This window comes from Ensifer sp. Root954, assembly GCF_001429005.1.
GTDB classification, from domain to species: domain Bacteria; phylum Pseudomonadota; class Alphaproteobacteria; order Rhizobiales; family Rhizobiaceae; genus Ensifer; species Ensifer adhaerens.
In genome coordinates this window covers 440,452-465,890 of record NZ_LMJM01000025.1, presented here as the reverse complement: position 1 = coordinate 465,890, position 25,439 = coordinate 440,452, and the positions used below count along the sequence as shown (strand labels likewise).

General features: G+C 64.2%; 27 protein-coding genes. 14 read left to right on the top strand and 13 right to left on the bottom strand.

Going from position 1 to position 25,439, the window contains the following annotated elements:
• The first annotated feature begins 60 nt into the window (after positions 1 to 60).
• The gene (locus tag ASE71_RS21570) at positions 61 to 714 is read left to right on the top strand and encodes a glutathione S-transferase family protein (protein ID WP_060516120.1); all 654 of its coding nucleotides are present in this window, start codon (positions 61 to 63) and stop codon (positions 712 to 714) included.
• Between the two features lie 63 nt (positions 715 to 777).
• On the opposite strand, the gene ASE71_RS21565 is transcribed toward ASE71_RS21570, so the two are convergent.
• Positions 778 to 1,935 carry a M20 aminoacylase family protein gene (locus ASE71_RS21565; RefSeq protein ID WP_060516119.1) on the bottom strand — a complete coding sequence of 386 codons (1,158 nt, stop codon included), beginning with the start codon at positions 1,933 to 1,935 and terminating at the stop codon, positions 778 to 780.
• A 157-nt stretch (positions 1,936 to 2,092) separates the two neighbouring features.
• On the opposite strand from ASE71_RS21565, the gene ASE71_RS21560 reads away from it, so the two are divergent.
• Positions 2,093 to 2,626: a putative immunity protein gene (locus ASE71_RS21560; protein ID WP_060516118.1), complete on the top strand. Its 534-nt coding sequence runs from the start codon at positions 2,093 to 2,095 to the stop codon at positions 2,624 to 2,626.
• A 7-nt stretch (positions 2,627 to 2,633) separates the two neighbouring features.
• Here the strand turns inward: ASE71_RS21560 and gcvA are convergent, their stop codons facing one another.
• Entirely contained in the window at positions 2,634 to 3,578 is a 945-nt protein-coding gene (gene gcvA, locus ASE71_RS21555; RefSeq protein WP_060516117.1) for a transcriptional regulator GcvA, read from the bottom strand.
• Positions 3,579 to 3,702: 124 nt separating this feature from the next.
• Between gcvA and ASE71_RS21550 the strand changes: the two genes are divergently transcribed.
• Positions 3,703 to 4,407, top strand: a complete 705-nt coding sequence (locus ASE71_RS21550; protein WP_034793321.1) for an SDR family oxidoreductase — start codon at positions 3,703 to 3,705, stop codon at positions 4,405 to 4,407.
• Between the two features lie 70 nt (positions 4,408 to 4,477).
• On the opposite strand, the gene ASE71_RS21545 is transcribed toward ASE71_RS21550, so the two are convergent.
• The gene (locus ASE71_RS21545; RefSeq protein WP_060516116.1) at positions 4,478 to 5,638 is read right to left on the bottom strand and encodes a sensor histidine kinase; all 1,161 of its coding nucleotides are present in this window, start codon (positions 5,636 to 5,638) and stop codon (positions 4,478 to 4,480) included.
• Between the two features lie 290 nt (positions 5,639 to 5,928).
• Between ASE71_RS21545 and ASE71_RS36520 the strand changes: the two genes are divergently transcribed.
• From ASE71_RS36520 to ASE71_RS21535, 3 genes are all read left to right on the top strand, one after another.
• On the top strand, positions 5,929 to 6,072 hold the full coding sequence (locus ASE71_RS36520) for a hypothetical protein (protein WP_034793319.1): 144 nt from the start codon (positions 5,929 to 5,931) through the stop codon (positions 6,070 to 6,072).
• A gap of 293 nt (positions 6,073 to 6,365) precedes the next feature.
• Positions 6,366 to 6,863: a GNAT family N-acetyltransferase gene (locus ASE71_RS21540; protein ID WP_060516194.1), complete on the top strand. Its 498-nt coding sequence runs from the start codon at positions 6,366 to 6,368 to the stop codon at positions 6,861 to 6,863.
• Between the two features lie 246 nt (positions 6,864 to 7,109).
• Complete coding sequence (locus tag ASE71_RS21535) at positions 7,110 to 7,526, top strand: hypothetical protein (RefSeq protein WP_060516115.1); 417 nt, start codon at positions 7,110 to 7,112, stop codon at positions 7,524 to 7,526.
• A 60-nt stretch (positions 7,527 to 7,586) separates the two neighbouring features.
• On the opposite strand, the gene ASE71_RS21530 is transcribed toward ASE71_RS21535, so the two are convergent.
• Both ASE71_RS21530 and ASE71_RS21525 read right to left on the bottom strand, forming a co-directional pair.
• The gene (locus tag ASE71_RS21530; RefSeq protein ID WP_060516114.1) at positions 7,587 to 7,874 is read right to left on the bottom strand and encodes a hypothetical protein; all 288 of its coding nucleotides are present in this window, start codon (positions 7,872 to 7,874) and stop codon (positions 7,587 to 7,589) included.
• A 183-nt stretch (positions 7,875 to 8,057) separates the two neighbouring features.
• The gene (locus ASE71_RS21525; RefSeq protein ID WP_060516113.1) at positions 8,058 to 8,960 is read right to left on the bottom strand and encodes a LysR family transcriptional regulator; all 903 of its coding nucleotides are present in this window, start codon (positions 8,958 to 8,960) and stop codon (positions 8,058 to 8,060) included.
• A gap of 300 nt (positions 8,961 to 9,260) precedes the next feature.
• On the opposite strand from ASE71_RS21525, the gene ASE71_RS21520 reads away from it, so the two are divergent.
• From ASE71_RS21520 to ASE71_RS21510, 5 genes are all read left to right on the top strand, one after another.
• Positions 9,261 to 10,034, top strand: a complete 774-nt coding sequence (locus tag ASE71_RS21520; protein WP_060516112.1) for an SDR family oxidoreductase — start codon at positions 9,261 to 9,263, stop codon at positions 10,032 to 10,034.
• Positions 10,035 to 10,261: 227 nt separating this feature from the next.
• A complete protein-coding gene (locus ASE71_RS21515; RefSeq protein WP_156400687.1) occupies positions 10,262 to 12,559 on the top strand; it encodes a mechanosensitive ion channel family protein in 2,298 nt (765 codons plus the stop codon).
• Positions 12,560 to 12,797: 238 nt separating this feature from the next.
• Positions 12,798 to 12,929 (top strand): hypothetical protein, encoded by a 132-nt coding sequence (locus ASE71_RS37395; RefSeq protein ID WP_255380500.1) that lies wholly within the window; start codon positions 12,798 to 12,800, stop codon positions 12,927 to 12,929.
• Positions 12,930 to 13,345: 416 nt separating this feature from the next.
• Entirely contained in the window at positions 13,346 to 13,468 is a 123-nt protein-coding gene (locus ASE71_RS37390) for a hypothetical protein (protein WP_255380501.1), read from the top strand.
• 481 nt (positions 13,469 to 13,949) lie between these two features.
• Positions 13,950 to 14,342 (top strand): hypothetical protein, encoded by a 393-nt coding sequence (locus tag ASE71_RS21510; RefSeq protein ID WP_060516110.1) that lies wholly within the window; start codon positions 13,950 to 13,952, stop codon positions 14,340 to 14,342.
• A gap of 178 nt (positions 14,343 to 14,520) precedes the next feature.
• On the opposite strand, the gene ASE71_RS21505 is transcribed toward ASE71_RS21510, so the two are convergent.
• From ASE71_RS21505 to ASE71_RS21490, 4 genes are all read right to left on the bottom strand, one after another.
• Entirely contained in the window at positions 14,521 to 15,321 is an 801-nt protein-coding gene (locus tag ASE71_RS21505; protein WP_320410624.1) for a nucleotidyltransferase domain-containing protein, read from the bottom strand.
• Between the two features lie 82 nt (positions 15,322 to 15,403).
• On the bottom strand, positions 15,404 to 16,444 hold the full coding sequence (ftsZ, locus tag ASE71_RS21500; protein ID WP_034793296.1) for a cell division protein FtsZ: 1,041 nt from the start codon (positions 16,442 to 16,444) through the stop codon (positions 15,404 to 15,406).
• Positions 16,445 to 16,904: 460 nt separating this feature from the next.
• On the bottom strand, positions 16,905 to 17,513 hold the full coding sequence (locus ASE71_RS21495) for a glutathione S-transferase family protein (RefSeq protein WP_060516108.1): 609 nt from the start codon (positions 17,511 to 17,513) through the stop codon (positions 16,905 to 16,907).
• 167 nt (positions 17,514 to 17,680) lie between these two features.
• Entirely contained in the window at positions 17,681 to 18,478 is a 798-nt protein-coding gene (locus ASE71_RS21490) for an aminoglycoside phosphotransferase family protein (protein ID WP_060516107.1), read from the bottom strand.
• 151 nt (positions 18,479 to 18,629) lie between these two features.
• On the opposite strand from ASE71_RS21490, the gene ASE71_RS21485 reads away from it, so the two are divergent.
• Positions 18,630 to 18,926 carry a hypothetical protein gene (locus ASE71_RS21485; protein WP_063891143.1) on the top strand — a complete coding sequence of 99 codons (297 nt, stop codon included), beginning with the start codon at positions 18,630 to 18,632 and terminating at the stop codon, positions 18,924 to 18,926.
• Positions 18,927 to 18,938: 12 nt separating this feature from the next.
• Here ASE71_RS21485 and ASE71_RS21480 read toward each other — a convergent pair whose 3' ends face one another.
• From ASE71_RS21480 to ASE71_RS21465, 4 genes are all read right to left on the bottom strand, one after another.
• Entirely contained in the window at positions 18,939 to 19,979 is a 1,041-nt protein-coding gene (locus ASE71_RS21480) for an ABC transporter ATP-binding protein (protein ID WP_034793276.1), read from the bottom strand.
• Positions 19,967 to 21,673 carry an ABC transporter permease gene (locus ASE71_RS21475; RefSeq protein WP_060516193.1) on the bottom strand — a complete coding sequence of 569 codons (1,707 nt, stop codon included), beginning with the start codon at positions 21,671 to 21,673 and terminating at the stop codon, positions 19,967 to 19,969. The genes ASE71_RS21480 and ASE71_RS21475 overlap by 13 nt, the downstream gene beginning before the upstream one ends.
• A 74-nt stretch (positions 21,674 to 21,747) precedes the next feature.
• The gene (locus tag ASE71_RS21470) at positions 21,748 to 22,728 is read right to left on the bottom strand and encodes an ABC transporter substrate-binding protein (protein ID WP_060516105.1); all 981 of its coding nucleotides are present in this window, start codon (positions 22,726 to 22,728) and stop codon (positions 21,748 to 21,750) included.
• A 157-nt stretch (positions 22,729 to 22,885) separates the two neighbouring features.
• Complete coding sequence (locus ASE71_RS21465; RefSeq protein WP_060516104.1) at positions 22,886 to 23,812, bottom strand: peptidoglycan-binding domain-containing protein; 927 nt, start codon at positions 23,810 to 23,812, stop codon at positions 22,886 to 22,888.
• 233 nt (positions 23,813 to 24,045) lie between these two features.
• Between ASE71_RS21465 and ASE71_RS21460 the strand changes: the two genes are divergently transcribed.
• Entirely contained in the window at positions 24,046 to 24,516 is a 471-nt protein-coding gene (locus ASE71_RS21460; protein ID WP_034793267.1) for a carboxymuconolactone decarboxylase family protein, read from the top strand.
• The gene (locus tag ASE71_RS21455) at positions 24,516 to 25,373 is read left to right on the top strand and encodes a sigma-70 family RNA polymerase sigma factor (RefSeq protein WP_034793265.1); all 858 of its coding nucleotides are present in this window, start codon (positions 24,516 to 24,518) and stop codon (positions 25,371 to 25,373) included. Before ASE71_RS21460 ends, ASE71_RS21455 begins: the two co-directional genes overlap by 1 nt.
• Positions 25,374 to 25,439: the final 66 nt, after the last annotated feature.

Below are 25,439 nucleotides of genomic sequence, written 5' to 3'. Positions count from 1 at the left end.
ACGCAGGGCGACCAAGCTTCGGCCGGATTCGTCGCGGCACGATCAGGAGGAGAAAAGCAGTTGGCCGAGCCGTTTGTCGTCTACGGAGCCTCAGGCTCAGGATCGGTTCCGATCGAGGCCGTTTTGAGCCTCATCGGCGTGCCCTACCGCGTCGAGGAACACGCCCCCTGGAAAGGAAAGCAGGAGGCGGACAGGCTGGCGCGCATCAATCCCCTGCGCCAGGTTCCGGCCCTCGCACTCCCGACCGGCGAACTGATGACCGAAAGTGCCGCGATCCTGATCTGGCTTGCCGACGCACACCCTCAGAGCCGTCTGGCCCCGGCGATAACCGACCCAAAACGGCCGGCGTTTCTCCGATGGATGACCTTCGTATCCGCCGCCATCTACGCGCTCTATTGGATCACCGACAACCCGTCCCGCATCGCCGAACGGGAAGAAGACCACGCAACCGTCAAGGCCCGCGTGTTCGACCGCGTCGCCCATTGCTGGCAGCGAATGGGCGCGGAACTGCAACCGGGCAAATACCTTCTCGGCGATGAACTGTCGGTCCTCGACCTCTACGTCGCCACTGCCTCGCGCTGGTCACCCGGCCGCCGCCGCTTCTACGAGGTCGCCCCGACCCTTGCCGACATCGTCCGCCGCGTCGATACCGATCCGAAGCTCGCGACGCTCTGGGCGGAACGCTTTCCGTTTACCGAGGGCTGGGAGCGTTGAGGGCAGGAAACCTCGTTGATGTCGTCGCTGCAGCCGCAGCGCGATGGACATCCGGCCGATCGCTCAGAGCGGCATTCTGCCCTCCACGATGGCCCTGAAATAGGCCACGCCGAAAGGAATGGCATCGTCATTGAAATCGAACCGCGCGTCATGCACCGACGCGCTGTCGCCATTACCGATCAGCATGATGTTGCCGGGGCGCGCTTCGAGCATGAAGGCAAAGTCCTCCGAGCCCATCAGCGGCTCCAGGGCGTCGTTGACGTGCGCGTCTCCGACCAGGGATCGCGCCACGCTGACGGCAAAGGCGGTCTCTCTTCCATGGTTCACGGTCGGCGGAAACATGCGTTTGTAGGTGACCGTGGCGCTGGCTCCGTAGGCCTCGGCAATCCGTTGCGCGATGGAGGTAACGCGCGCCTCTATCAGGTCTCTCGTGCCGGGATCGTAGGTCCTGGTCGTCCCGCCCATCTCGGCCGATTGGGGGATGACGTTGCCGGCCTTGCCTCCTGCCATCCAGCCGACCGTGACCACGGCGCACTGACGCGGATGGACGTTGCGGGAGACGATCGTCTGCAAGGCCAGAAGTATATTGGCGCCGACCACCAGCGGATCGACGCTGACGTGCGGGGAAGCGCCATGCGCGCCCTTGCCGTCGACCCTGATCCTGAAGCCATCGGCCGAAGCGGCCAGAGGTCCACAAGCGGTGGCAAACTGCCCGATCGGCAAACCGGGCTCCGTGTGCATGGCATAGATCTCGTTGATTCCGAAACGCTCCATAAGGCCATCGTCGACCATGGCCTTGCCACCGCCGCCGCCCTCTTCGGCCGGCTGAAAGACGACCACGGCCGTGCCGTCAAATGCTCGCGCCTCGGCCAATTCCCGCGCGGCCCCCAGCAACATCGCCGTGTGGCCGTCATGACCGCAGGCGTGCATGACGCCCGTTGTCCTTGACGCCCAGGCGGCCCCCGTCGCCTCCTCGATTGGCAAGGCATCCATATCCGCCCGCAGGCCAATCACCCTGCCGCTTGACCGCTTCTGGCCGTGGATAACGCCCACGACGCCCGTCCGACCGATGCCGGTCACGACCTCGTCGCATCCGAACGCGGCGAGTTTGGAACGCACGAACTCCGCCGTTCTGTGGACGTCGAACTGCAACTCCGGATGGGCATGAATGTCGCGCCGCCAGGCAACGACATCGCCATAATCGGAACCGACGGCCGGCATGGAGCCTCCCTTTTCCTGAGTTTGCGGCTGCAAATGGCTCGGCGGTGAAAGATATGGCGTTTATGAAGGGATGCAACCTGCGTCCTTTATACAACCGATCGGCTTGTCACGTGGCGACCGCATGATATGCATTCGGCCTGTTCACCATGAGCACCCCATGATCGACGAAGCCTCACAACCGCTCCTGACCGAAGACGACCTGCGCCATATCACCCGCTGGGCGGTCCTGTGCGCCGCGCGCGCGCTGCCGGTCTTCGAGGCGGCGGTACCGGGCGATACCCGGCCGCGCGAGGCGATCGCCGCGGCTGTCGCCTTTTCCGGGGGCGGTCCGCGCACGGCCACCTTGCGCAAAGCCGCCTGGGGCGCCCAGGCAGCGGCGCGCGCGGTTGACGATCCCGCCGCCAAGGCTGCCGCCCGCGCGGCCATTGCTGCGGCCGGTGCGCCCTATACCCATCCGATCGAAACGCCGCACCAGATCAACCATGTGCTCGGCCCGGCTGCCTACGCCATCCAGGCGCTCTCGATCGGCGCGGCGGACGAGGCCGCCACCATCGAAGCCGACCTTCGGCAACTGATCGCCGCCGCGTCGCCGGAGATCCGAGGCATCGTCGGCAAGTTGCCGGGACGAAAGCCCAGCAAAGGTGCGTTTCACGCCCTGCTCTACCGGCTCGACACGGCGCTGCGTCGCTGATCGCGGATCAGGAACCCTCGCTCCGCCACCCATTTGCAGGCCCCCGATCGGTCGGGCCTCCCCGCTCCTTTTTCGCCTCGTCACTGAGCCAGGCGATCACAGTTTGAAGGCTGAGCGACTTTCGGTAGCGCGGCCAGACCAGATAGAAATCCGAGGGCCCGGTCATCGAGCCCTCGAACAGCCGGATGAGCCGCCCCTCGGCGAGATCGCGCGCGACGAAATCGCGGTTGGCAAGAACGATCCCCTGACCTGCCGTCGCCGCCTCGATCGCGTGCGAAGTCTGGTTGAAGCTGATGCCCTTGAACGAGGCCTGCCGGCTGCCGCCGAAATGCCGCTCGATGAACTCCGGCCAGAAATTATGGGCGTCGTGCAGCAGCGTGTAGCCGGCCAGTTCCTCGGCGTTTTTCGGCGCCGGCCGCCCGGCAAGCAGCATCGGGCTGCAGACCGCGACGATCTCCTGCTCGAACAGCAGTTCCACCGCAAGCCCCGGCCCGAAGGGTGGCCGCCCGTAGCGCACGGCAAGATCAACGCCATCGGCCTGGAAGCTGGACATGCGGTCGGTCGCCAGAATATGCAGGTCGAGATCCGGATGCCGCACGGTGAAATCCGGCAGGCGCGGGATCAGCCAGCGCGACGCGAAGGACGGGGTGGTGCTGATCGTCAGCCGCACCGGCTGGGGCTTCAGCCCGTCGGTCGCCCGCGCGATGATCTCCAGCGCCCGCCTGACATCGGCGATATAGGCGCGTCCCTCGCCGGTCAGCGCCAGCGCGCGCGGCAACCGCTCGAAGAGCTTGACCCCAAGCTCGGCCTCGAGCCCGCGGATCTGCTGGGCGACGGCCCCTTGCGTCACGCCCAGTTCCTCGGCTGCGAGGCGAAAGTTCAGGTGGCGCGCGGCCACCTCGAACACTTTCACCCCATTCAGCGAAGGGAGCTTTCCCGGTGCATCACTCATCGGATAGTTTTTCTACTGCCATATGAAAGCGAAATTGCTTCGTCGTCGCATGGAGGAGATGGTATTTCAATGGCAGCACCCGCGAAAGCGGCATTCCACGAATATGGATGAGGAGATTGGTAAAATGGCAGTAGAAAAAGTGGCCGTAATCACCGCCGGTGGCTCAGGCATGGGTGCCGAGAGCGCCAGGCGTCTGGCAGCCGACGGCTACAAGGTTGCGATCCTCTCCTCCTCCGGCAAGGGCGAGGCGCTCGCCGCCGAGCTCGGCGGCATCGGTATCACCGGCTCCAACCAGTCGAACGACGACCTGAAGCGTCTTGTCGATGCGGCCATGGAAAAATGGGGCCGGATCGACGTGCTGGTCAACAGCGCCGGCCATGGCCCGCGCGCCCAGATCCTCGAAATCACCGACGAGCAGTGGCACACCGGCCTCGACGTCTACCTGATGAACGTCATCCGCCCGGTCCGCCTCGTCACGCCGATCATGCAGAAGCAGAAGGCGGGCGCGATCATCAACATCTCCACCGCCTGGGCCTTCGAGCCCTCGCCGATGTTCCCGACCTCCGCCGTCTTCCGCGCCGGTCTTGCCTCCTACACCAAGATCTTCGCCGACACCTATGCGGCCGACAATGTGCGCATGAACAACGTTTTGCCCGGCTGGATCGACAGCCTGCCGGCGACCGAAGAGCGCCGCGATGCCGTGCCGATGAAGCGCTACGGCACCAGCGCCGAGATCGCCGCCACCGTCGCCTTCCTCGCCTCTGATGGTGCCGCCTACATCACCGGCCAGAACCTGAAGGTGGATGGCGGCCTGACGCGTTCGGTCTGAACGCGAGCCACCCCTGTTACTCCCGTCGCGCGCCTCCCAGGGGCGCGCGCCAGCCATTGTCGCACCCCGTTCAGGCCGTCACGGCCGGCGCGGCGTTGATGGCAGCATCGGCAAGCCGATCGGCGGCGGGTGCCCTCAACGGCATGGTCAGGGTCACGCGGAAATGGGCCGGGGAGACCGGTCCGGCGATGAGCGAACCGCCCTCGGGGAAGCGCGCCTTGACACGCTCTTCGACATTCGCAAGCCCCACACCGAGCCCGGATCGATTGACCATCGGCAGGACTTCGCCGGCATCGGACACGTTGTCGACCGAAAGCTGCAGCCGGTCTTCCTCCTGCGACGCGCTGATCGTGATCTTCAGATCGCCGGACGAGCGCCCGAGCCCATGCTTCACGGCATTCTCGACGAGCGGCTGCAGGATCAGGCTCGGCACCAGCGCCGTTCTCAGCTCCTGCGGAATGTCGAGCGTGACGCTGATGCGATCGGAGAACCGCTCTTTCTCGATCGCCAGATATTCCGATTGCAGCGCCAGTTCCTCCGAAAGCGCCAGATCCCGCAGAGGATCCATCTCCAGCGTCTTTCGCAGAAACGACGACAGCGAAAGCACCACGCGGCTCGCCTGAGAGGCGGCGCCCTCCTCGATCAGACCGACGATCGAGTTCAGCGTGTTGAACAGGAAGTGCGGATTGATCTGGTAGTAGAGCGCCTGCATCTTCGCGGTCAGCGCCTCTTCGCGCGAGATCGCCAGCCGGCGCTCCTGCGCCCGGACCTTCAGATTGTACATGTAGGCGATGAAGAAGCAGGACCAGCCGAAGAACAGCGAGACGCCGTAAAACAGCGTGTAGCAGAAGTTCTCGATCGTATAGTCGACACCGACTGCGGGCTTCACATAGGTGAACAGGTGATAGTCGATGGTGGTTGCAACCGTCGACGCCAGAATGGACAGGACGGCCGACACGAAAACCTGGGCTGCGATGTTCCGCGCGCGCATCATCGCCACGATGTGCGAAATCATCAGCGTGATCAGCACGCAAACCAGCGACACCACGAGCTTGATCGGTGCGTAGTCGACCGGATTGACGCCCAGCACCACCCAGAGCCCGCCGGTCATGAAGAACTCGGCCGCCCAGAAGGAGAGCACGAGCTTGATCACGCGTGAGAAGAACGCCGCGGCGCTCGTGTCCGAATGGTCCATGTCGAAGGTTTTTCGGTAGAAACTTCCAAGCACCATTATTCCGGCCACCATCCGCATTCGGTCATTCGCGTGTTCAATCTATTTGCCTCAATTAGCGAAAATCAACCAATGCAGGCAAATCAACCTTTGTACGCCACAGGAATAGAAGGCGCTGCGGGCGCGCTGAGGTTCCCCTGCGCGGCCACACAGACGCCAGCATAGTGGTCAAATCGGCCCCCTCAGTCGCTTGGCCGGGCCACCCTCCGTGCGCATGTTCGTCGCTATCCCGTTGTCTTTCCTTGAGAAGCTCCTATTTCCCTGACGAAACCGCGAAAAAGGAGTTCCGCATGAACCGAAACGGCCTCTATCTCGTCATCGCCCTGCTTGCCGTCGCCGTCGTCGGCCTCGGCATCTATGTCTACCAGGAAGAGACGAAGCCGGGCGTCGAGATCAAGATCGGCCAGGACGGCGTTTCGGTTCAGGAAAACTAGGACGCAGGCAACAGGCGCGAACGACGAAGCGGGAACGGACCTCAACCGGCCGCCGCGTGAACGCGTTGCGCTACCAGAGCCGCCTGTTGACCATGGCAAAGGCCTGGCCCTATACCGAACCTGCTCGCCTGAACTGAGCAGAGGAATTGTCGATGCTGGAGCTTGTTCTCACCCACTGAGCGTCTCGATCGGTCGAGACGCGAAACCGCGCCACCGGCGAACGATACCCGTCGTTCGCGGTCGACAGCGCGCGACTGAAGGGTTTCAAGAACAGGTTTTTGACAATGACCACCATCGACATACGATCCGAACGAGCGACTGACATCGCAACCATCCGGCAGATCACCAAGGCCGCTTTTGCGCCGATGGCCTATAGCAGCCAGACGGAGGCCGAAATCATCGACGCGCTGCGCAACGCTGGCGCCTTGACGATCTCGCTGGTCGCCCTCGACCAGGGCGAAATCATCGGTCACGTCGCCTTCTCCCCGGTCACGATCGACGGGAAGGACAAGGGCTGGTTCGGTCTCGGCCCCGTCTCCGTCAGGCCCGACCGCCAGAAGAGCGGCACCGGCGGCAGGCTGATCCGCGAAGGCCTTGCGCGCCTTGCAAAGACCGGCGCCAAGGGCTGCGTCGTCCTCGGCGAGCCCGACTACTACAAACGCTTCGGCTTCGAGAACCACGCCGCCCTGCGCCTTGAAGGCGTTCCGGCCGAATACTTCATGGCAACGGCGTTCGAAGGTCCGGTACCGTCAGGGCGCGTCAGCTTCCACGCGGGCTTTGATGCAAGCTGATTGACCTGACGACATGCCTCGGAGCGCGATGTGGAAGCACATCGCGCTCCGATACTCGCCTGCTTCCTCGTCGCCGAGAAGGGACGCCTGTTCGGCGACGCCAGCGTCAGAACCGCGCCGGCGCTGGACGCATGAGCATCTTGATTTTGCATCCCGAATGACTGTCCATGACGACAACCGTCGCGACTCGCTGCTGCCAGGCGATCACGAGAGACCGCGACATCCCGAAACGCCAAAGGTGCCGCGTTGCCTGCAAGCCTTTCCTTCACCGCCGCGCTGCTGCTTGTGGCCGCATCCGCCTCTGCGGCGATGGCAGGCGAGACGAGCACCGCGCCCTCGGGCACCTATTGCGGCCAGCTTTCCTCCGCCGGCGTGCTCTCGGACGCCGAGACGCATTTCGAAACCGCTGCCGATGGTACGGTCGTCGGCAAATACGTGTTTTCCGATCAGGGCCAGTCCGTCGACGGTGAACTCGCCGAAACCGGCGACGATGGCGACGGCAGCGATCTCACCCGAAGCTTCATGTGGCGCGACAAATACGGCTACGGCCAGCTGATCGTCACCTTCACGCCGGATTTCTCCGAATTCGACGGCAAGTGGAATGCCGGCGGATCCGAGTTCCTGCCGTGGAACGGCAGGCGGTGTCATCAGACGACTAGCTAAAGCTTACTTCGTGCGTTCGCCGCGCGTCCGGAAGAGGATGGATCCTGTTTGAGCCTTCGCTCAGTATTCGTTATCGAATTTTTCCATCAAAAATTTCGATAGCTTCTTGGCGTCGCTTGCTACGATCGGAACCCATATAAACCCTTCGGGGCCTCGATGCTCCATCATCAGGTATTCGGCGCCGGATGATTTATCTTTTCGCAGCTGAAACGAGACCTTCCCGTATTTATATTTGGTCTCAAAATCTATCAGCTCTACGATCTCATCCGTCCAAACGGAAAAAACGGGATGAGCAACCCTCGATCCGTAGCGCTTGGACATTGCCAGTAATTTAGACAACAAGCCCACACAAACACTCCTTTCAACTTGGAGATAAGAAGCGACAGAGAGACAATAGCTAGATCTTCGGCAGAAATTCTAATAATTCTTCGCAAACTGGTCTCTCGGATATTTAGATATTTTCTTCACCGGAGCCACGATGCAAAAAAAGTCCCGCATCGGCTTCCTCTCCGCTGCAGGACCTTACGCCCCTCACGCCGCAATCACCCCCCGCATCAGCCCCTCCAACCAGTCGGCAAACACCTTGAGCCGGCGCGACAGATGCTGGCGGTGCGGGTAGAGCAAAGCCATCGGCATCGGCGCGGCGACGTGATGCGGCATCACCTCGACCAGCCGGCCCTCTCGGATGTGATCGATCACATCATAGGCCGGGATCTGGATGAGGCCGAGGCCGGCAAGGCAGCAGGCGATGCTGCCTTCCGCGCTGTTGACGCTGACCCGACCCGGCACCTGAACCGTGCGCACCTCGCCCGCCTCGATCCATTCCCAGTCCTCCACCCGCCCGCTTGAGGGCGAGGCATAGTTGACGGCGAAATGGCTTTCGAGAACGGCGGGCGTTGCGGGCGTGCCATGGCGGGCAAGATAGTCGGGGCTTGCGACATTGATCAGCCGGAGCGTGCCGAACGGCCGGGCAATCAGGCTTGAATCCTCGCGCGGTCCGACGCGCAGCGCGCAGTCGACACTTTCCTCGATCAGGTGCACGGCCCGGTCGGTCATGCCGAGATCGATGTCGATGCCGGGGTACCGCGCCAGGAACTCCGGCAGCGCCGGCGCCACGATCAGCCGGCCGATGCGGCTCGGCAGGTCGACCCGCAGCCGTCCGGTCGGGCCGGAGGTGTCGCGGCGAAACAGGTTCTCCGCCTCGTCCATATCGGAAATCAGCCGCAGGCAGCGCTCGTAGAAGGCTGCCCCATCCTGCGTCGGCGCAACCTTGCGCGTGGTACGATGGAGAAGTCGCGTGCCGAGCCATGTTTCGAGCGTCTGCACCGCCGCCGAAACCGAGGAGCGCGGCAGGCCCAGCGTGTCGGCCGCGCGGGTAAAACTCGCGCTTTCGACGACACGGGTGAAGATGCGGAAAAGCTCGATCCTGTCCATGCCGGCGCGCGACGCCTCACTCCCATTGTTCGTAATTCCTGACAAGTCATGTCACGTTCGGGGACTTTATGCCAGCAGCGCCGACGATATTCTCCTGGTCGCGATGCCGGTCGCATCACCGACCGCTCACGTCGGCGGCGATAAGGCCCGCACCCCATGAAGCAAGAGACACGACGTCCGCAACGAGCGGCGGTCGCACAGGCGGCCCGTACTGGAGAGCGGGGCGATCTCGGGCAAATGCGTAGCCCCGCCCGCCGAACGAAAGCATCCGCAACCAGGCGGCCACAACAGGAGAAACCCATGGCAGACCACAGCATCAACGGCAAAACCGTCCTCATCGCCGGCGGCGCGAAGAACCTCGGCGGCCTGCTCGCACGCGATCTTGCCGCACACGGCGCCCGTGGCGTCGCGATCCATTACAACAGCGCGGCGACGAAGGCGGCAGCCGATGAAACCGTGGCGGCGATCAAGGCGACCGGTGCCGCGGCCCACGCCTTCTCCGGCGATCTCACCAGCGCCGCCAATGTCGAAAAGCTCTTTGCCGACGCCAAGGCGGCGCTCGGCAGCATCGACATCGCCGTCAACACCGTCGGCAAGGTGCTGAAAAAGCCCTTCGTCGAGATCACCGAGGCCGAATACGACGAGATGAGCGCGGTCAATTCGAAGTCCGCATTCTTCTTCCTGCGCGAGGCCGGCAGGCACGTCAGCGACAACGGCAAGGTCTGCACGCTGGTCACCTCGCTGCTCGGCGCCTTCACGCCCTTCTATGCGGCCTATGCCGGCACCAAGGCGCCGGTGGAGCACTTCACCCGGGCAGCAGCCAAGGAGTTCGGCGCGCGCGGCATCTCCGTGACCGCGATTGGACCCGGCCCGATGGATACGCCCTTCTTCTACCCGGCCGAAGGCGCCGACGCCGTCGCCTATCACAAAACCGCATCGGCCCTTTCGGCCTTCTCCAGGACCGGCCTCACCGACATCGAGGACATCGTCCCCTACATCCGCTTCCTCGTCTCCGACGGCTGGTGGATGACCGGCCAGACGATCCTGGTGAATGGCGGCTACACGACGAAGTAGGCCGGAGGACCTGGCACCGGAGCGTCCGCCCAGCGTCTCTCTCCCCGCTTGGCGGGGAGAGATGTCCGGCAAGACAGTGAGGGGGCAGCTTCGGCGCAGGGCAACCCTTGGTGAGCGGCGGCCCTGTCCCCATCCCGCCCCACAAAATTCGATTGGAATTTTAGAACGTTATGTAATGTGATGGACAAGGCCGCAGGGCGGACAACCGATTTTGATGGATGAATTTCATGCTGCGTTTCCACCTCCTCTGCCGCCATCTGCTGGCGGGCCTCGTTCTCGTCCTGACCCTCGCCCTGCCCGCACTCGCCGAGACGACCCCTCCGCCGGTCACCGTGATCCTCACACCCGGCCAGAGTGCTGCCGAGATCGAGGAGATCTTGCGCGCCGCCGCCAAGGCCGGCGGGTCGGTGACCGTCGAGTGGCGCGACGCTGCGGCGCAGGCCTCGGGCGAAACGGCGACGCCCGCTGGCGCTGGCGTCGCGGCACCGGCGCCCGCGTCGGGGGGCGCGGCCACGCATCAGGCTGCACCCGCAACCACGACGCCTGAACCAACGTCCTCGCCCGATCAGCCGGACACGCTCGACACGCTTTCCGCTCGTTTTGTCAATGGCTTGCAGATGGGCGTTGCCGGTATGTCCGGCATCGCCGGGGTGATGGCTGACGTTGCGGCAGGCATCCGCGCCGAGGGCTGGTCGGTGGTTTCGGTAACAGCCGTGGCCCTGCTCGCCGTCGCAGCCGGCCTTGCCGCCGCCTTTGCCAGCCGGCTCCTCATCCACCGGCTGTTCGGCGCCTCGTTCGAAGTGGTCGATCTGCTCCACCGCATGCGCGCCTCGCTGATCCGGCTTGGCTTCGACATCGCCTATCTGGCGATCTTCGCCGTGGCCGCGCATGCCGTTGCCCGCCTGTTCCTGACGCCGGCCACTGCCTCTGCCGAACTCGCCCACGCCCTCATCACCATCGCCCTCGCCTCCGTGGTCTATGCGGTCGGCGCCCGCTTCCTGTTTGCGCCGACGCGGCCCGAGATCCGCCTGCTCGATATCGCCCACCCGCGCTTCCACGCCAACATGCTGACCGCCTATGGGGCGATCGGCGCCATCCTCGGCGCCAGCCTGCGCTTTGCCCACCAGCGCGGACTGGAGAACGCTGCAACCGATGGCTGGCTGTTGATCGGCGTGACCCTTTTGACGCTGTTGAAACTCTATTGGTTCATCGCCGGCGCCGGCGATATCCGCACGGTGTTTGCCGGTGAAAACCCAGGCCCGGTGCGCCGCGCCATCGCCTTCGGCGTGCCCGAATTCTATGCGGCAAGCGCCATCGTGCTCTGGCTGATGAGCGTCATCGTTGCCGGCAGCCCGAACAGCGCCGCCTGGAGCTTTGCCGGCGGCACGACACAGATCATCCTGCTCGCGCTTCCGATCCTTGCCTTCGGCATCCATTCGCTGGCGGGGGCTGCCGCCGAGCGCCGGCGCACGCCGGCCTCCCATGCGCTGCACGCGGCGATTTCGGGCAGCGTCCAGACGGCGCTTGCCGGCGCCATCTGGCTGATCGGCCTGCATCTGATCATCACGCTCTGGCGCCCGGTGCTCGTCCAGCATGATACGGCCGGTGCCATCGGCTGGATCGTCATCCTCGAGCGCATCAGCCTTGCGGTGGTCGCGAGCTGGGTGATCTGCAGTTTCCTCTGGAAGAGCTTCGAGGCCTTCGCGCCCACCGCCCGCCTCGCTTTGCCCGGCGACAGCGAGGACGATACGGTGGTCCACCAGCAAAGCCGGATTTCGACCATCCTGCCGCTCGTCCGCAACCTCATCTTCGGCGGTATCTTCGCCGTCACCAGCCTCGTCATCCTTTCCGCACTCGGCATCAATATTGCGCCGCTGATCGCCGGCTTCGGCGTGCTGGGTCTCGCCCTTTCCTTCGGCTCGCAGACGCTGGTGAAGGACGTCGTCTCCGGCATCTTCTTCATCGCCGACGATGCCTTCCGCGTCGGCGAATATGTCGATACCGGCAAGCTCAAGGGCACGGTCGAGCGCATCTCGCTGCGCTCGCTCCGGCTGCGCCACCAGAACGGCCAGATCCACACGATCCCCTATGGCCAGCTTCAGGCGGTCACCAATTTCAGCCGCGACTGGAGCACGGTGAAGTTCGAGTTGAAATTCGAGCGCGATGCCGACCCCGAGAAAATCCGCAAGACCATCAAGAAGGTCGGCCTTGCCATGCTGGAGGATCCCGAGATCGGCGGCGAATTCCTGGTGCCCTTGAAGATGCAAGGCATCCAGGACGTCACCGAAAACTCGCTCGTCGTGCGCCTCAAGTTCACCGCCCGCCCCGGCAACCCCAGCATCCTGCAGCGCGAGTCGATGAAGCGCCTGCTGCCGGCGCTGCGCGAAGCCGGCCTCGACCTCGCCTCCAACGCCGTCACCGTGCGCTCCGGCGCTGCCGGTGCAGCCGAGGCGGAAGCGGCCGCCGCCAACCTGGCGCTGGCGAAAAAGCCGGCAGCGGCCGAAACGGCGGAGGCGGAGGGATAAGCAGGCAGTCGATGGCGACAGCGGCATGGACATGCCGTAGCTGCCGCGAGACACAACCTGCCCCACCCTGTCCTTGAGCAACCGAGCTGCGACATGCCGTGTCCGCCAACGGCACGCGTCCTCCACCGATCTCGGTCCGGCGACGAGGACACGCAATCATTCAAGTGCCGCGACGACCTTTGCGTGTATGGTGGGTCGCGCGGGCGCGGCAGCAGCGCCTTTCGATGGAGCGTCAGGAATGGATAACGATCACCTCTGGTACTGTCTCGTCGGCACGAAGGACACCAACACCGGCATGGCCCGCTTCCTGCTGGCCGTCGGCGCATTCATCGTGCTGTTCGGCGTCGTCTTCTGGATCCTCGGCCTGTAGAGCCGTTCGGCGGCCATCTCTTCAAATCGACATCGAAGGTCCAGAAGCCCGAGGAGATGCGAAGCGCTCCTCACGCGTCCGAATTCACACGGCTGCGCCCCTTCAGCCGCCCGTTGAACTTCTCGGTGGCCGGCCGCAACTCCGATCCGTCGGTCTCGCGCAACCGCTTCAACACGGCGTGTAGCTCCCCGGGGAAATCTCCGGCCCAGGACGGGCTGGAGCACACCGAAAAGCTGCATGCCTCCGCGATTTCCCGCTGTCCCCACGGGAACAATAGTCGGCCCCGCCCATTTGCTAGAACAGGTTCAACAAAAGGCCGGAAGGCCTTTGACCGGAAAGCACAGGGCTTCCGGATCGATCACCGCCCGGCGCAACGAAGGATCAAGGCCAGGCAAGAAGGAAGTCGGAGCAACGCCATGCGCATCATCCTGGTAGCCCTTGTCGCCTCAGTCATGAGCATCCTGGTGTTCAAATATGCCGATCATTCGCTTGGCAACACGCAGATCGTTGCAACAGCCGAACAGCTCGCCGCCCTTTAAGAACCTCCCCCTGATCGTGCTGCCGGTAGCAAAACGATGCTCCGGCCCGGCGCCACAGCTCTCCATCCTCCCCATCTCTGGCTGAAGACGGCACTCGCACTCGAAGCGCCACCACAGGGATTGCTTTGTCCAGTCGGCGCGAAGGACATCGGTCGCGGCCCGCCGACCCTTACCGTTTCCATCCCAGGCGTCTCTGGCAGCTGCCCCGCAGGCGCAGCGACATAGCCCCGCCACCGATCGTGCCCTGCCCGCCCGTCCCCGCTCCGGCCGAGGGCGCAATTGGGAGCGCCCAATTTCGCAACCTCTAATAGACACCGAACGATGGGAGAACGGTCCAAGCACGAAAGTGGTTTTCCCGTAGCCTCCTCCCCCAAATGGGGGAGGAACATTTCGTGAAACCACTCGACGCCTAAGCGCGCCTCTTGCTAACCGCTAAAGTTGTCTTACATAGACATGGGCAACAATTTATACGATTGAATAAATGGACTTTCGTCTCGTCGCCGGCGGCATGTTTGTCGCTCTGCTGTGCGCAATCGCCATCGTCCTGTTCGCGCCGCGAACCGAGCAATATATGAGCCATTCCAAATATGAGTGGACGATCTCCGCGTTGCGCAAGCGCCCGGGCGCGCAGCGGCAATATGTAGAGGCATGCGTATCGGAGTACCTGCCCGACCTAAAGGACAATGCGCTTGAGGGAACGCCCTATTCCAGCCGGAAAGAAATGGCGGAGGACGTCTGCCGGCGCTACTTCAAAGTGTTCATCGATGGCAGGCTGACCTTCGCCGAGTTCAACCGCTCGATGTACGAGGAGCTTCCATTCTCCGTGGTCGAGGAGGCTGAGCGCCGGGAGCCACGCCCTCCGCGCAGCAAGTGAAGGCCAAAGGCCTCGCCTCTGCACTCGCCGTAGCTGTTGGCTCACCCAGAACTTGGCGGCCGTCAGCCATGCGGGCGCCGGCGCTCGTGTTGAAGCGTCCCGGCGGTTTCTCGCAAACAGATCATGTCCCCACCCGCGCCCAAGGCATCGGAGGCGGCCATCCCACAAGCCGGCGCATTCACTGCGCGAGAAGACCAGGACGCCGGGCATCCGGCGGCGCCGTCCGACGGTCGCCGGCAAACAACGGCCCGCCATGCGGCGCCAGTTCCAGCTCGGCAAGCCGGATCAGCTCTGCTGCCTGTCCTGCGCCCGCGTGGCGCAATGCCGTGTCGAAGCGTTCGGCAAGCGACGCGTCCGCCCGGACGAGCAACCGCGGCAGCCATTTGCCGCGCCCAGACCATCGCCCGCGGCCGAGCAGCATCAGATCGGCGAGCGGCTTCGCCAGTTCGGCGGCAATGGCGCGGATCTCGGCGGCCGGGCGTGCATCGCGCAGATCATCCACCAGATCGGTGATCTGGTAGCGTAGTCGGTCGCGTATCTCAGGCGTCAGCGGCGCCGGCCCTCGTTCCAGGCGCTGTTGCGCCCCGGCCTGAACCGCTTCGGCACGCGCCCGCTCAGGCCCGATAGCAACGCCGCCCGCCACCATGTCCGCAAGCACCGGGCAACCGCCCGCCATATCCTGGTCGACAAACCAGTTGAGCGTCTCGAAGTCGTGCACGAAGGCCTCGATCGGAAAACCGTCGAAATGGAAGCTTTCCCGCCAGGCGGCCGGCAGGGCCTCGTGCAGCACCACCAGGTCGATATCCGAGGTCTGCGTACCCTCGCCGCGCAGGATCGAGCCCGCGACGATCGCAAAGATCGCCTGCGGAAAGCGTTCCGCAAGCACCGCCTCAGCCGCCATCACCGCTCTCGCCGCACGGCCTGGTGCCGCTGGCGCGTGCTTTGCCGCCTCATCGGCGGGCACACCCTCGTCGCTCATTCGAGCCCCCAAACGCAAGAACCCTCCCGATATGGCGTCATCACATCGGGAGGGTCCTTGAAGCAGGCGATGGATGCTTATGCTATTGCAGCGTGCGGGTCGGTGCAGGTTCTGCCGCCGGCTGGCCGACGGCGGCACCGGCCGGGTTGGCGGATGAGCGCGCGCCGTCGAGGCCGGTCGCAACGACGGACACGCGGAAGGTACCGTCGAGCGTACGGTCGAAGATCGAACCGACGACGATGTCGGCTTCGTCATAGACCTCTTCGCGGATGCGGGTCGCGGCTTCGTCCACCTCGAACAGCGTCATGTCCATGCCGCCGGAGATCGAGATCAGCACGCCGCGGGCGCCGCGCATCGACACTTCGTCGAGCAGCGGGTTGGCGATGGCGGCTTCGGCCGCCTTCAGCGCGCGGCCCTCGCCGGTCGCCTCGCCGGTGCCCATCATCGCCCGGCCCATGCCCTTCATGACAGATTTCACGTCGGCGAAGTCGAGGTTGATCAGGCCTTCCTTGACGATCAGGTCGGTGATGCAGCCAACGCCCGAATAGAGCACCCGGTCGGCGATCACGAAGGCATCGGCAAAGGTGGTCTTGGCGTCAGCGATGCGGAAGAGGTTCTGGTTGGGGATGACAATGACGGTATCGGCCGCCTCGCGCAGCCGCTCGATGCCCTGCTCGGCCGTTTCCATGCGGCGCTTGCCTTCGAAGCTGAAGGGCTTGGTGACGACGCCGACCGTAAGGATGCCGGCCTTGCGTGCCGCCGCCGCAATTACTGGGGCCGCGCCCGTGCCGGTACCGCCGCCCATGCCGGCGGTGACGAAGCACATATGCGTGCCGCCGAGGTGATCCATGATCTCGTCGATCGATTCTTCCGCCGCCGCCCGGCCGACATCCGGCAGCGAGCCCGCGCCGAGGCCTTCGGTCACGGCGGCGCCGAGCTGGATGATGCGCGACGACTTCGACATGGCGAGCGCCTGCGCGTCGGTGTTGGCGACCACGAAATCGACGCCCTGAAGCCCTTCGTTGATCATGTTGTTGATGGCGTTGCCGCCACCGCCGCCGACCCCGATCACGGTGATCTTCGGGCGCATTTCGGTGATCGTGGGCTTCTTGAAATCGGTCATGGCTTGTCTCCTAGAGCCAGCGCCTTGCAGGCGCCCGGCAGCGGCGAATCGGGCAGCTTGTATTTTAGGAATTGAAAAAAGCCATGGAGAAGGCAAGCAAAAAGGGCGACGCGCCTATCCACATATGAATTTTAGCGGGGGCGCAGAGGCGGGAATTCGGCCGCTGGGTTTCGTCGGCAGAATGGGGAAATCTACAAAATAATCAATTCTATAGCGCATGCCATCACCTCACCCTGACCCTCTCCCCGCCTGCGGGGAGAGGGAACGCGGACGACGGCTGGCTCCCAGGTCGAGACCTGCCGACGGGCAACGCGGCTGTCACATTGGCCGAAGGAACGAGCGGCCGCCACGTCCCTCCTTCTCCCCGCGACCACGGGGAGAAGGTGGCCGGCAGGCCGGATGAGGGGCCGATCTCGCCACCCTAAGACTGCGCGAAACCGCCCCTGCCACAGGCTGTCCCTTAGGCCTCAAAACTCGGCCGCGAACGCACCCGCTCCAGCCAGCGCTGGACGTTTTTTGCGGAAGCCGGGATTTCCATGCCGAAGACCTCGCAGAGCCAGGCGGTGACCCCTGCGGTGATGTCGGCGATCGAGAATTCGTCGCCTGCCAGGAACGGCCTTCCATCCGAGAGCTCATCGTCGAGCCAGCCCCATTTCTGCGGCACCGCCGCCCGCTCGGTCTCGGCAAAAGCCGGAAACTGCGTCAGCCGCTCGGCAAAGAACGCGTCCGAATGCAGCGCCACATTGCCGACGGTACCGAGGATCACCAGTTCGGCGCGCCGGTTCCACATCTCCACCTTGGCGCGGCTGACGGCGTCATGGCCGAAGAGCTGCGCCTCGCGCGTGGTCTCTTCGAGATAGCGGCAGATCGCGACGCTCTCGGTGACAACAGTGCCGTCGTCGAGTTCCAGAACCGGGATCTGACCGAGCGAGTTGACGGCGAGAAACTCCGGCGCCTTGTGCTCGCCCTTGGCGAAATCGACATCCACCATCGGCAGCGAGATCCCCTTCTCCGCCATGAAGATGCGCACGCGATACGAATTCGGTCCCATGCCCTGATAAAGCTTCATCTTATCCTCCTGTCGATGAGGCGACCGCCCCGTTCCTCCTCAACCGCATAAAAGCGGAACACCGGTTGTTTATAACAACCAGTTTCATTTAACTCAATGGTTTATTTCAGTAGGCAAAAATTCTTTTTCGCGAACGCTATCGGCTCGCCCCGCCGCTTCGCCGGTCGTCAGACAAGGTTTCGGGACAATAGCGTCCTATGGCGCTCGAAGGCGTCCCGCTCTCGCCGCCAGTGATCGAGATGCCCGTCCCGTTTCAGCCGCTCGGTCGCGGCCGCGCCGATCATTGCCAGCATCGCCGCCTCGTCGCCCATATGCCCGAGCACATCGGCGACCATCCCAAGCAACGCATCGTCCGAGGCAAGACCGTAGGTCGCGCACAGCCGTTTCAGCCGCCGGCTGCCATCATCGAGATCCGCCAGCGCCGCTGCCTTCAAGTCATCGGAATGGAAGGAAAGCGGCACGGTCCAATAGGCGAGATAGGCAAGGTCGCGCAGCCGCGGCCCGGGACCGGCGAGATCGAAGTCGATGATCCCCACCGGTTCGCCGGCCCGAAAAACGAGATTGTACGGCGCAAAATCATTGTGGCAAATGACCTCCCATCGACGCCGATCCGGATATCTAAAGGCCCAGCGATCCGCCGCGCCGAAGTCGAATTCGGCCGTCGCGTCATGATAGGCGCGAAGCAGCCGCCCTGCGGCAATCAGCGCATCCTCGCAAAGCCAGATGTCGGAAGAGACACCGGCATCGCCTTCAACAAAGCTCAGCATCTCTCGCCCCTGGCCGTCGAGGCCCAGGAACCGCGGCGATCCCGCAAAGCCCTTTGCCTCGAGACGGAGGAGCAGCCGGTGAACGGTCGCGCTCTCAGGGCGCGTGGCGCGGCGCACCGTATCGCCCACGCGTACGACGCCGGCATTGACGTTCCCGCCCGCAAGCGGCGTTTCCTGTATCGGCGTTTCGGATGTCATCGGACCGTTCGAGAGGCTGGAGGCGAAGCTGGCCGAGGATCGTCTTCGGATCACCCCCTGTCAACGAGCCGTTCCCATCGACGGCCCGGCCGATCGCTGTCCTTGAATCTGCCGGGCGATCATGCTTGCCTCTTCCAAACAGGAGCTTGCCATGTTCGCCCGATCCGCCGTCGCCTGCCTCGTCCTCGTCCTTGCCACCGGTCAGGCCAATGCCGCCCTTGCGCCAAATTTTCAGCGTGCCCGCGAACTGAACGCGGTCATCAACGCGGTCGCCGTCGCCGTTCCCAAACACCCGATCGACAAGGTCATCAGCCAGGGCCGCGACCGTTATGCCGTCGTCGCCGGCAAATGCACGGTGATCGCAAGGATCGTCGGTCTGCCGGCAAAGCCTGGCGTTGTCGGCCCGCGCCAGTTCGAGGTCGAACTCGACAAACCCGATTGCGACTGACGCCAACCCGACCTAGAGCCGCCACCCCTGGCTCATCACGAAGCGCGCCGTGTCTCCCGGCATGATCGCCCTGTCGCCATAGGCCTTCAATGACTGACCGTCCGGCAAAGCCAAGGTCAGGGCAAAACGCTCGCCTTCGAACACGCAGGAGACGACGCGGAGCGCCATGCCCTCGCCGTCGTGGCGCACATGTTCCGGGCGCACGAGGACGTCACGCACGGCGCCATCGCCCGCGCCTTCCATGCGGACGCCGGCAAGCGCTGACCGCAGCAGCGACCATTCCAGCGCCCGTGGCGCGCCCTCCGGCACGGCGAGCTTGAGCACCGAGCCGCGGCCGATCAGGCCGCCGACGACGGCGCCTTCGGGTCTTGCGTAGATCTCGGCCGGCGGCGCCATCTGCATCAGCCGCCCCTCGGACATGACGGCGACATCGGTTGCGAGCGCCATGGCTTCCGCCTGGTCGTGCGTCACATAGATCATCGTCGCGCCCGAGCGCTCGTGGAAGATGCGGAAGGTCTCCTCCATCGACTTGCGTAAGTGCTGGTCGAGATTGGCGAGCGGCTCGTCGAGCAGCACGACATCCGGTGAGGTCACCAGGCAGCGGGCGAGCGCCACGCGCTGGCGCTGGCCGCCGGAAAGGGCTGCCGGCCGGCGGTCGGCATAGTCGGTGAGCTTTACCAACGCCAGAGCATCGGCGACGCTCCTTTGCCACGCCGAGCCTGAAATGCCGCGGACCTTCAGCGGATAGCCGACATTTTCGGCCACCGTCATATGCGGCCAGAGCGCATAGGACTGGAACACCATCGCCATGTTGCGTCGCTCCGGCGGCAGCGCCCGTGCAGCATCCGAAAGCCGTCTTTCGCCAAAATCGATCGATCCATCGCTGGGCTGCTCAAAGCCGGCGATCATGCGCAGCACCGTCGTCTTGCCGCAGCCGGAAGGCCCGAGCAGCGCCAGGAAGCCGCCTTCCCGCACGGTCAGCGACACATCGGAAACCGCCGGCCGGCCGCCGCCGAAATGCTTGGTGACGTGATTGAGGATCAGTTGCGCCACGGCAGCACGCCTTCCGGGAGATAGTTTGCGAGAGCCTCGAGCGCGGCCATCAGCACGACGACCATGACAACCACGAGCACCGAAAGGGCTGCGGCCAGGTCCGACGAGCCGCTGTCGTCGAGATTGAAGATGGCGACGCCGAGCGTCTGGGTACCGGCCGACCAGAGCAGCGCCGAGACCGTCAGCTCATTGGCGGCAATCAGGAAGACGAGGATGATCGCCGCACCCGCGGCCGGCGCTACCAAGGGCAGGATCACGTCGGACATCCGCCTGAAGAAGCCAGCACCGGCGAGACGCGCCGCCTCTTCCAGCGATGGGTCCATCTGCAGGAAGGCGCTCATCACCGGCTTGAGGCTGACGGCGAGGAACGAGGAGAAATAGGCAACCAGGATGATCCAGATGGTGCCATAGAGCGAGACCTTGAGGATCGGCAGAGGTGCGGCAAAGGTAAGGATGAAGGCGACGGCCAACACGATGCCCGGCAGCGCATAGGGGATCTCGATGAGGATGCCGAGCGTATTGGCAAGCCACCCCTTGCGCCGCGTCATGAGATAGGCCGCGGGCACCGAGACGGCGAGCAGGCCGAATGCGGCCGTTGCTGCAAGGAACATCGAATTGCCAAGCGCCTTCAGCGTCATCGACTGGCGGAAGAGAATTTCTTCGTAAGCGCGCAGCGACACCGTTTGAAGGTTGAGTGGCACGCCATAGGCCGGCACCAGCGAGCTCGCGACAAGAGCGGCGAGCGGTGCGACCAGCACGAGAAGCAGGATCGCCACGAGGACCAGCTCGACGACCGGGCGGGAGCGGCCGAGCGAAAAGGCGGCATTCGCCCCGGAAAGGCCGATGATGCGGTAATCCCTGCCGACAAGCGCCTTCTGCTGCAGGATCAGCCCGGCAGCCGCGATCATGGCGATGAGGCTGGAGAGCAGCGCGATCTCGCCGAAGGTGCCGGCGCCGAAGCTGGCGAGCCGCGTATAGATCAGGGTCGGCAGCACCTCGATGCCCGCGGGAATGCCGAGGATCGCCGGAATGCCAAAATTGCCGACGCCGGAGACGAAGGCGATCGCCGCCCCGGCAATCAGTCCCGGCAGCGACAGCGGCGCGACGATGTCGCGAAAGACACGGAATGGCGTGGCCCCGGCAAGCCGTGCCGCCTCCACCCCGTCGCGCGGCGCGGCGGAAAGCCCGGCTTTCAGCGCCAGGAAAACCAGCGGCGCATGCTGGACGCCGAGAAGCAGCGAAATGCCTGCCAGCGAATAGAGCGGCTGCGGGCTGCCGAGCGGCGGCGCAATCCCGAACGTCTTTAGCAGCGGGCTCGCCGGCCCGGTCATCTCCACCCAGGCAAGCGCCGTTACCTGCGGCGGGATCATCATCGGCAGCATGAAGGCAAAGCTGAGCGTAAGCTTGCCGCGCACATCCGTCAGCGCCACCGAGAAGGCGAAGAGCGCGCCGATGACAACGGAGACGACCATGCCGCCGGTCGCGGTTATCAGCGTGTTGCGGATGGCGGCAAAGGTTGCAGGTTCCGTGAGCACGCCAATCGACCGGCCCGAAATAAGCCCGGCAAAGCCGGCCTTCCCCAGGCTGAAGAGCGGCAGCAGGCAGAGGAGAAACAGGCAGGCGAGAACGAAGGGCACCAGCCAGCGCGGCTCGGCGGCGGGGCTCGCCCCTGCCCGCACCTTGGGCGCGCCCATCGTCCGGCCGTGAAAGGAAAGGCGCAGCCAGCGGGGCCGGCTGCGCGCATCGTTGCGTTCAAGCATTCCCGGGATCAGTTCGTGCCGAAGATGCCGGAGAAGGTTTTGAGATCCGCGTCGGAGTTCTTCACGGCCTCGGCCGCATTGACCGGCAGCACCTTGATCGTCTCGCGGGCCGGATAGCCCGCAGGCAGCGCCACGCCGTTGCGGGCCGGGATATAGCCCATCTTCACCGCCGCCTTCTGGCCTTCCTCGGACAGCAGGAAGTCGACGAACTTCTTCGCCGCCTCGACGTTCTTGGCGGTCTTCAGGATGCCGACGGGCTCGGTCACGGCAGACACGCCCTCGGCCGGGAAGACGAATTCCACCGGCGCGCCCTTGGCCTTCTCGCGGATCGCCATGAAATCGACGAGCATGCCATAGGCCTTCTCGCCGGTCGCAACCGCCTTCAAGACGCCGCCATTGCCGCCGGCAGCCGTAGCACCGTTTGCGGCGAGTGCCTTGTAATAGTCCCAGCCGAGGCCATCAATGCCGGTCAGGGTCTGAGCGTGAATGAGAGCCGCACCCGAGGTCAGCGGGCTCGGCATGGTGACGAGGCCCTTGGCCTCCGGCTTGCTGAGATCCTGCCAGCCTTCAGGCTTCATGGCGGCGGAGGTGTTATAGACGATGCCGGTCGTGATCATCTTGGTGGAGTAATAGGCGCCGTCCGCATCATAGAGTGCCGCGTCGTAGTTTGCCGCTTCCGGCGACTTGTAGTCGGCGAGATGGCCTGCTTCCTTCAGCCGCTGCATGGTCACGGTGTCGGCGATGAGCAGCACGTCGGCCACCGGATTGCCGGCCTCGATCTCTGCCATCAACTTGGCCATGATCTTGGTCGTGCCCTCGCGCACCCATTCCACCTCGATGCCGGGATTGGCGGCCTGGAACGCGTCGACCGTCGCCTGCGCATCCTCGTTCGGCTGGCTGGTATAGAGCACCAGGCTCTCGGCATTGGCCGCGGTCGAAAGCAGGCCTGCGACAACAGCGCCGGCAAGGACGGAGACAAACGATTTCATGGATACACCCTCGTGTTGAAACTGGCGCCGAGGGATAGGGCCACCCTTTTACAGGGGTATGACAAAACCGGGGGACGCGCGATCTGTGGGTCCCGATGCAGGTCGCGCAAATGTGTGCAACGGTTTTGCGGCGACGACGTGCTTCACGCGATGAGCTTTAGCGCGCGCCCGTCGACATCTGGCTGCGGTGGAGCACATAGGCATTGGCCAGTGTGTACAGGAAATCGCGGTCACTGTAGTGCGCATAGTGGTCCAGCCTGTAGACGCGCGCGAAATTTCGGGCAGCGACCTCGAACTCCGGTCCGAGCGCATTGTCGACATCGCCAAAATAGAAGCCGATGGCCTTCAGGTATTTCTGAATGAGGCGAAGGTCGCCCTCCGCCGACTGGATGGTCAGCTTGTTGAATTCGTTGGTGGTGAAGATCGACAGGTCGTCATTGGTGTTGCGGTGCTCGAAGGTCATGACATAGCCGAGGTTCTCCGCAGCGATGAAGGCGTGCATCGTCTTCAGGATGACGTTGTACTCGACCGGCCGGCCGCTCAAGGGCGCCATGCCACGGTTGAAGAGCAGCATCATCGAGGCGATCCTCGACGTCATGGAAAAGGGACTGCTCGGCGAATAGCCGAGCACCTCGAAGACGCAGCCGGCGGCCTGATAGTCCTCGGCCGGATCGAGCACCCGGCGCAGATACTCGTTGTCCACACCGATAATCCGGTTGTCCTTGCCATAGTGAAGCCGGCCCTTGATGGGAGCGCCCTCTTGGGTCGCGGCCTGGCCCGCCTCGACGGCCAGCTCGCGAATGGCCATGCCGAGTCGGCCCATCAGCATTGTCGCGATTACCGCCTCGACAGCGGCCTTTTCCATGCCGTTTCGGGGAATGACCGCGCTGCCGTGGCCGACATAGGCATCGAGCGCGCCGAAGCTTGCTGCGAATTCTCCCTGGAGCTGGCCATACCAGTTAGGCAAAAGCGCCTTCAGCGCAAAGCTTCGCCTCTCCAGCTTCCGCCACAGCGCCGCAAAGTCGTTAATGGTGATCTCGAAGACATACGGAATATCGAGTGCGGCATTGAATTCGTCTGCCATTGAGTACCTCCCGAAGCACTCGGCACCACCACCTGCAATAAAGGATCCCCCAGGCTACACTCACATATCGGCCGAATGCGGCATAGTCATCCAAACGGGTTAGTGCGGCGCGGCATGCGCCGGCTCCGCACAAAACAATCCACACTGGAGTTTTCAAAAAAAATTCGCGGCCATGTCACACCGGCCGTCGCTCGCTCGTCATGGTATCGGAACCAACGAAAGGAAACGGAACCATGACTGCCAAGATCGACCTTTTCGCCGCTGCCCCGCAACTGATGAAGAGCTGGACCAGTGTCTCGATGGCCGTTGCCGCGAGCCTTGACGCCACTATTATCGAACTCGTGAAAATCCGCGCCTCGCAGATCAACGGCTGCGCCAACTGCATCAACATGCACACCCAGGAAGCCCGCGAAAAGGGCGAGACGGAACAGCGCATCTACCTGCTTTCCGCCTGGCGCGAAGCGCCCTGCTATTCCGATCGCGAGCGCGCCGCGCTAGGCTGGACAGAATCGCTGACGCGGCTTTCGGAAGGCCACGGCCATGAAGCGGCCTATCAGGCGCTGAAGGACCATTTCACCGAGGAGGAACAGGTGAAGCTCACGCTGATGATCAACGTCATCAACGGCTGGAACCGTCTGGCTGTCGGCTTCGGCCTCTGGGTCGATCCGGCAGCCGCCAAGGCCGCCGCCCAGGCTGCCGCCTGATGGTGGACAGCGCCCATGAGGACGCAGCGGCGGTTTTCGACCCGCTGCGTCCGAAGCTCGTCCGCGTCGCCTACCGCATGCTCGGCTCGGTCGCCGATGCGGAGGACATGGTGCAGGAGGCCTTCATCCGCTGGATGGGGGCCGACCGCACATCCGTGCGCGAGCCGGAGGCGTTTCTGCGTCGCACCGTCACGCGGCTCTGCCTCGACCAGTTGAAATCCGCGCGGCTGAAGCGCGAGACCTATGTCGGCCCCTGGCTTCCCGATCCGGTCGTCGAGGAGGAGCCGGAGGACGACGTCACCCTGCCCCTGATGCTGGCACTCGAACGGCTCTCGCCGCTGGAGCGCGCCGCCTTCCTGCTGCACGACGTCTTCGGCCAGAGCTTCGATGAGGTAGCGGCAACGATCGACCGCGACGCCGCCGCCTGCCGCCAGCTTGCGGCCCGGGCCCGCACCCATGTGCGCGAGGAACGCCCCCGCTTCCAGATCGAGCAGCAGCGCGGCCTCGAACTCGCCAATGCCTTCTTTGCCGCCTCCCGCCACGGCGATATGAAAACGCTCGGCTCCATGCTCGCAGCCGATGTCAGCGTACATTCCGACGGCGGCGGCAAGCGCCCGGCCGCCCTGCAGCCGATCCTCGGCTTCGACGCTGTGATGAAGGTGCACGCGCAACTGGCCGCCCTCTTTGCCAAGCACGGCTCGACGCTCGTGCGCGCCGGCTTCATCAACGGCCTGCCCGGCTTTGTCACCCGGGAGGCCGATGGCGAACTGCAGACGACTGCGCTGGAGATCGAGAACGGCAAGGTCGTGGCGATCTACGTCGTGCGCAACCCGGACAAGCTGGTGCATTTGCACTAGGGCCGGTATTGCCCGTCGAAGCTCTCCTGCGCTTCGGCACAAGGCGACCGGCTCAAGGCGGCCGTC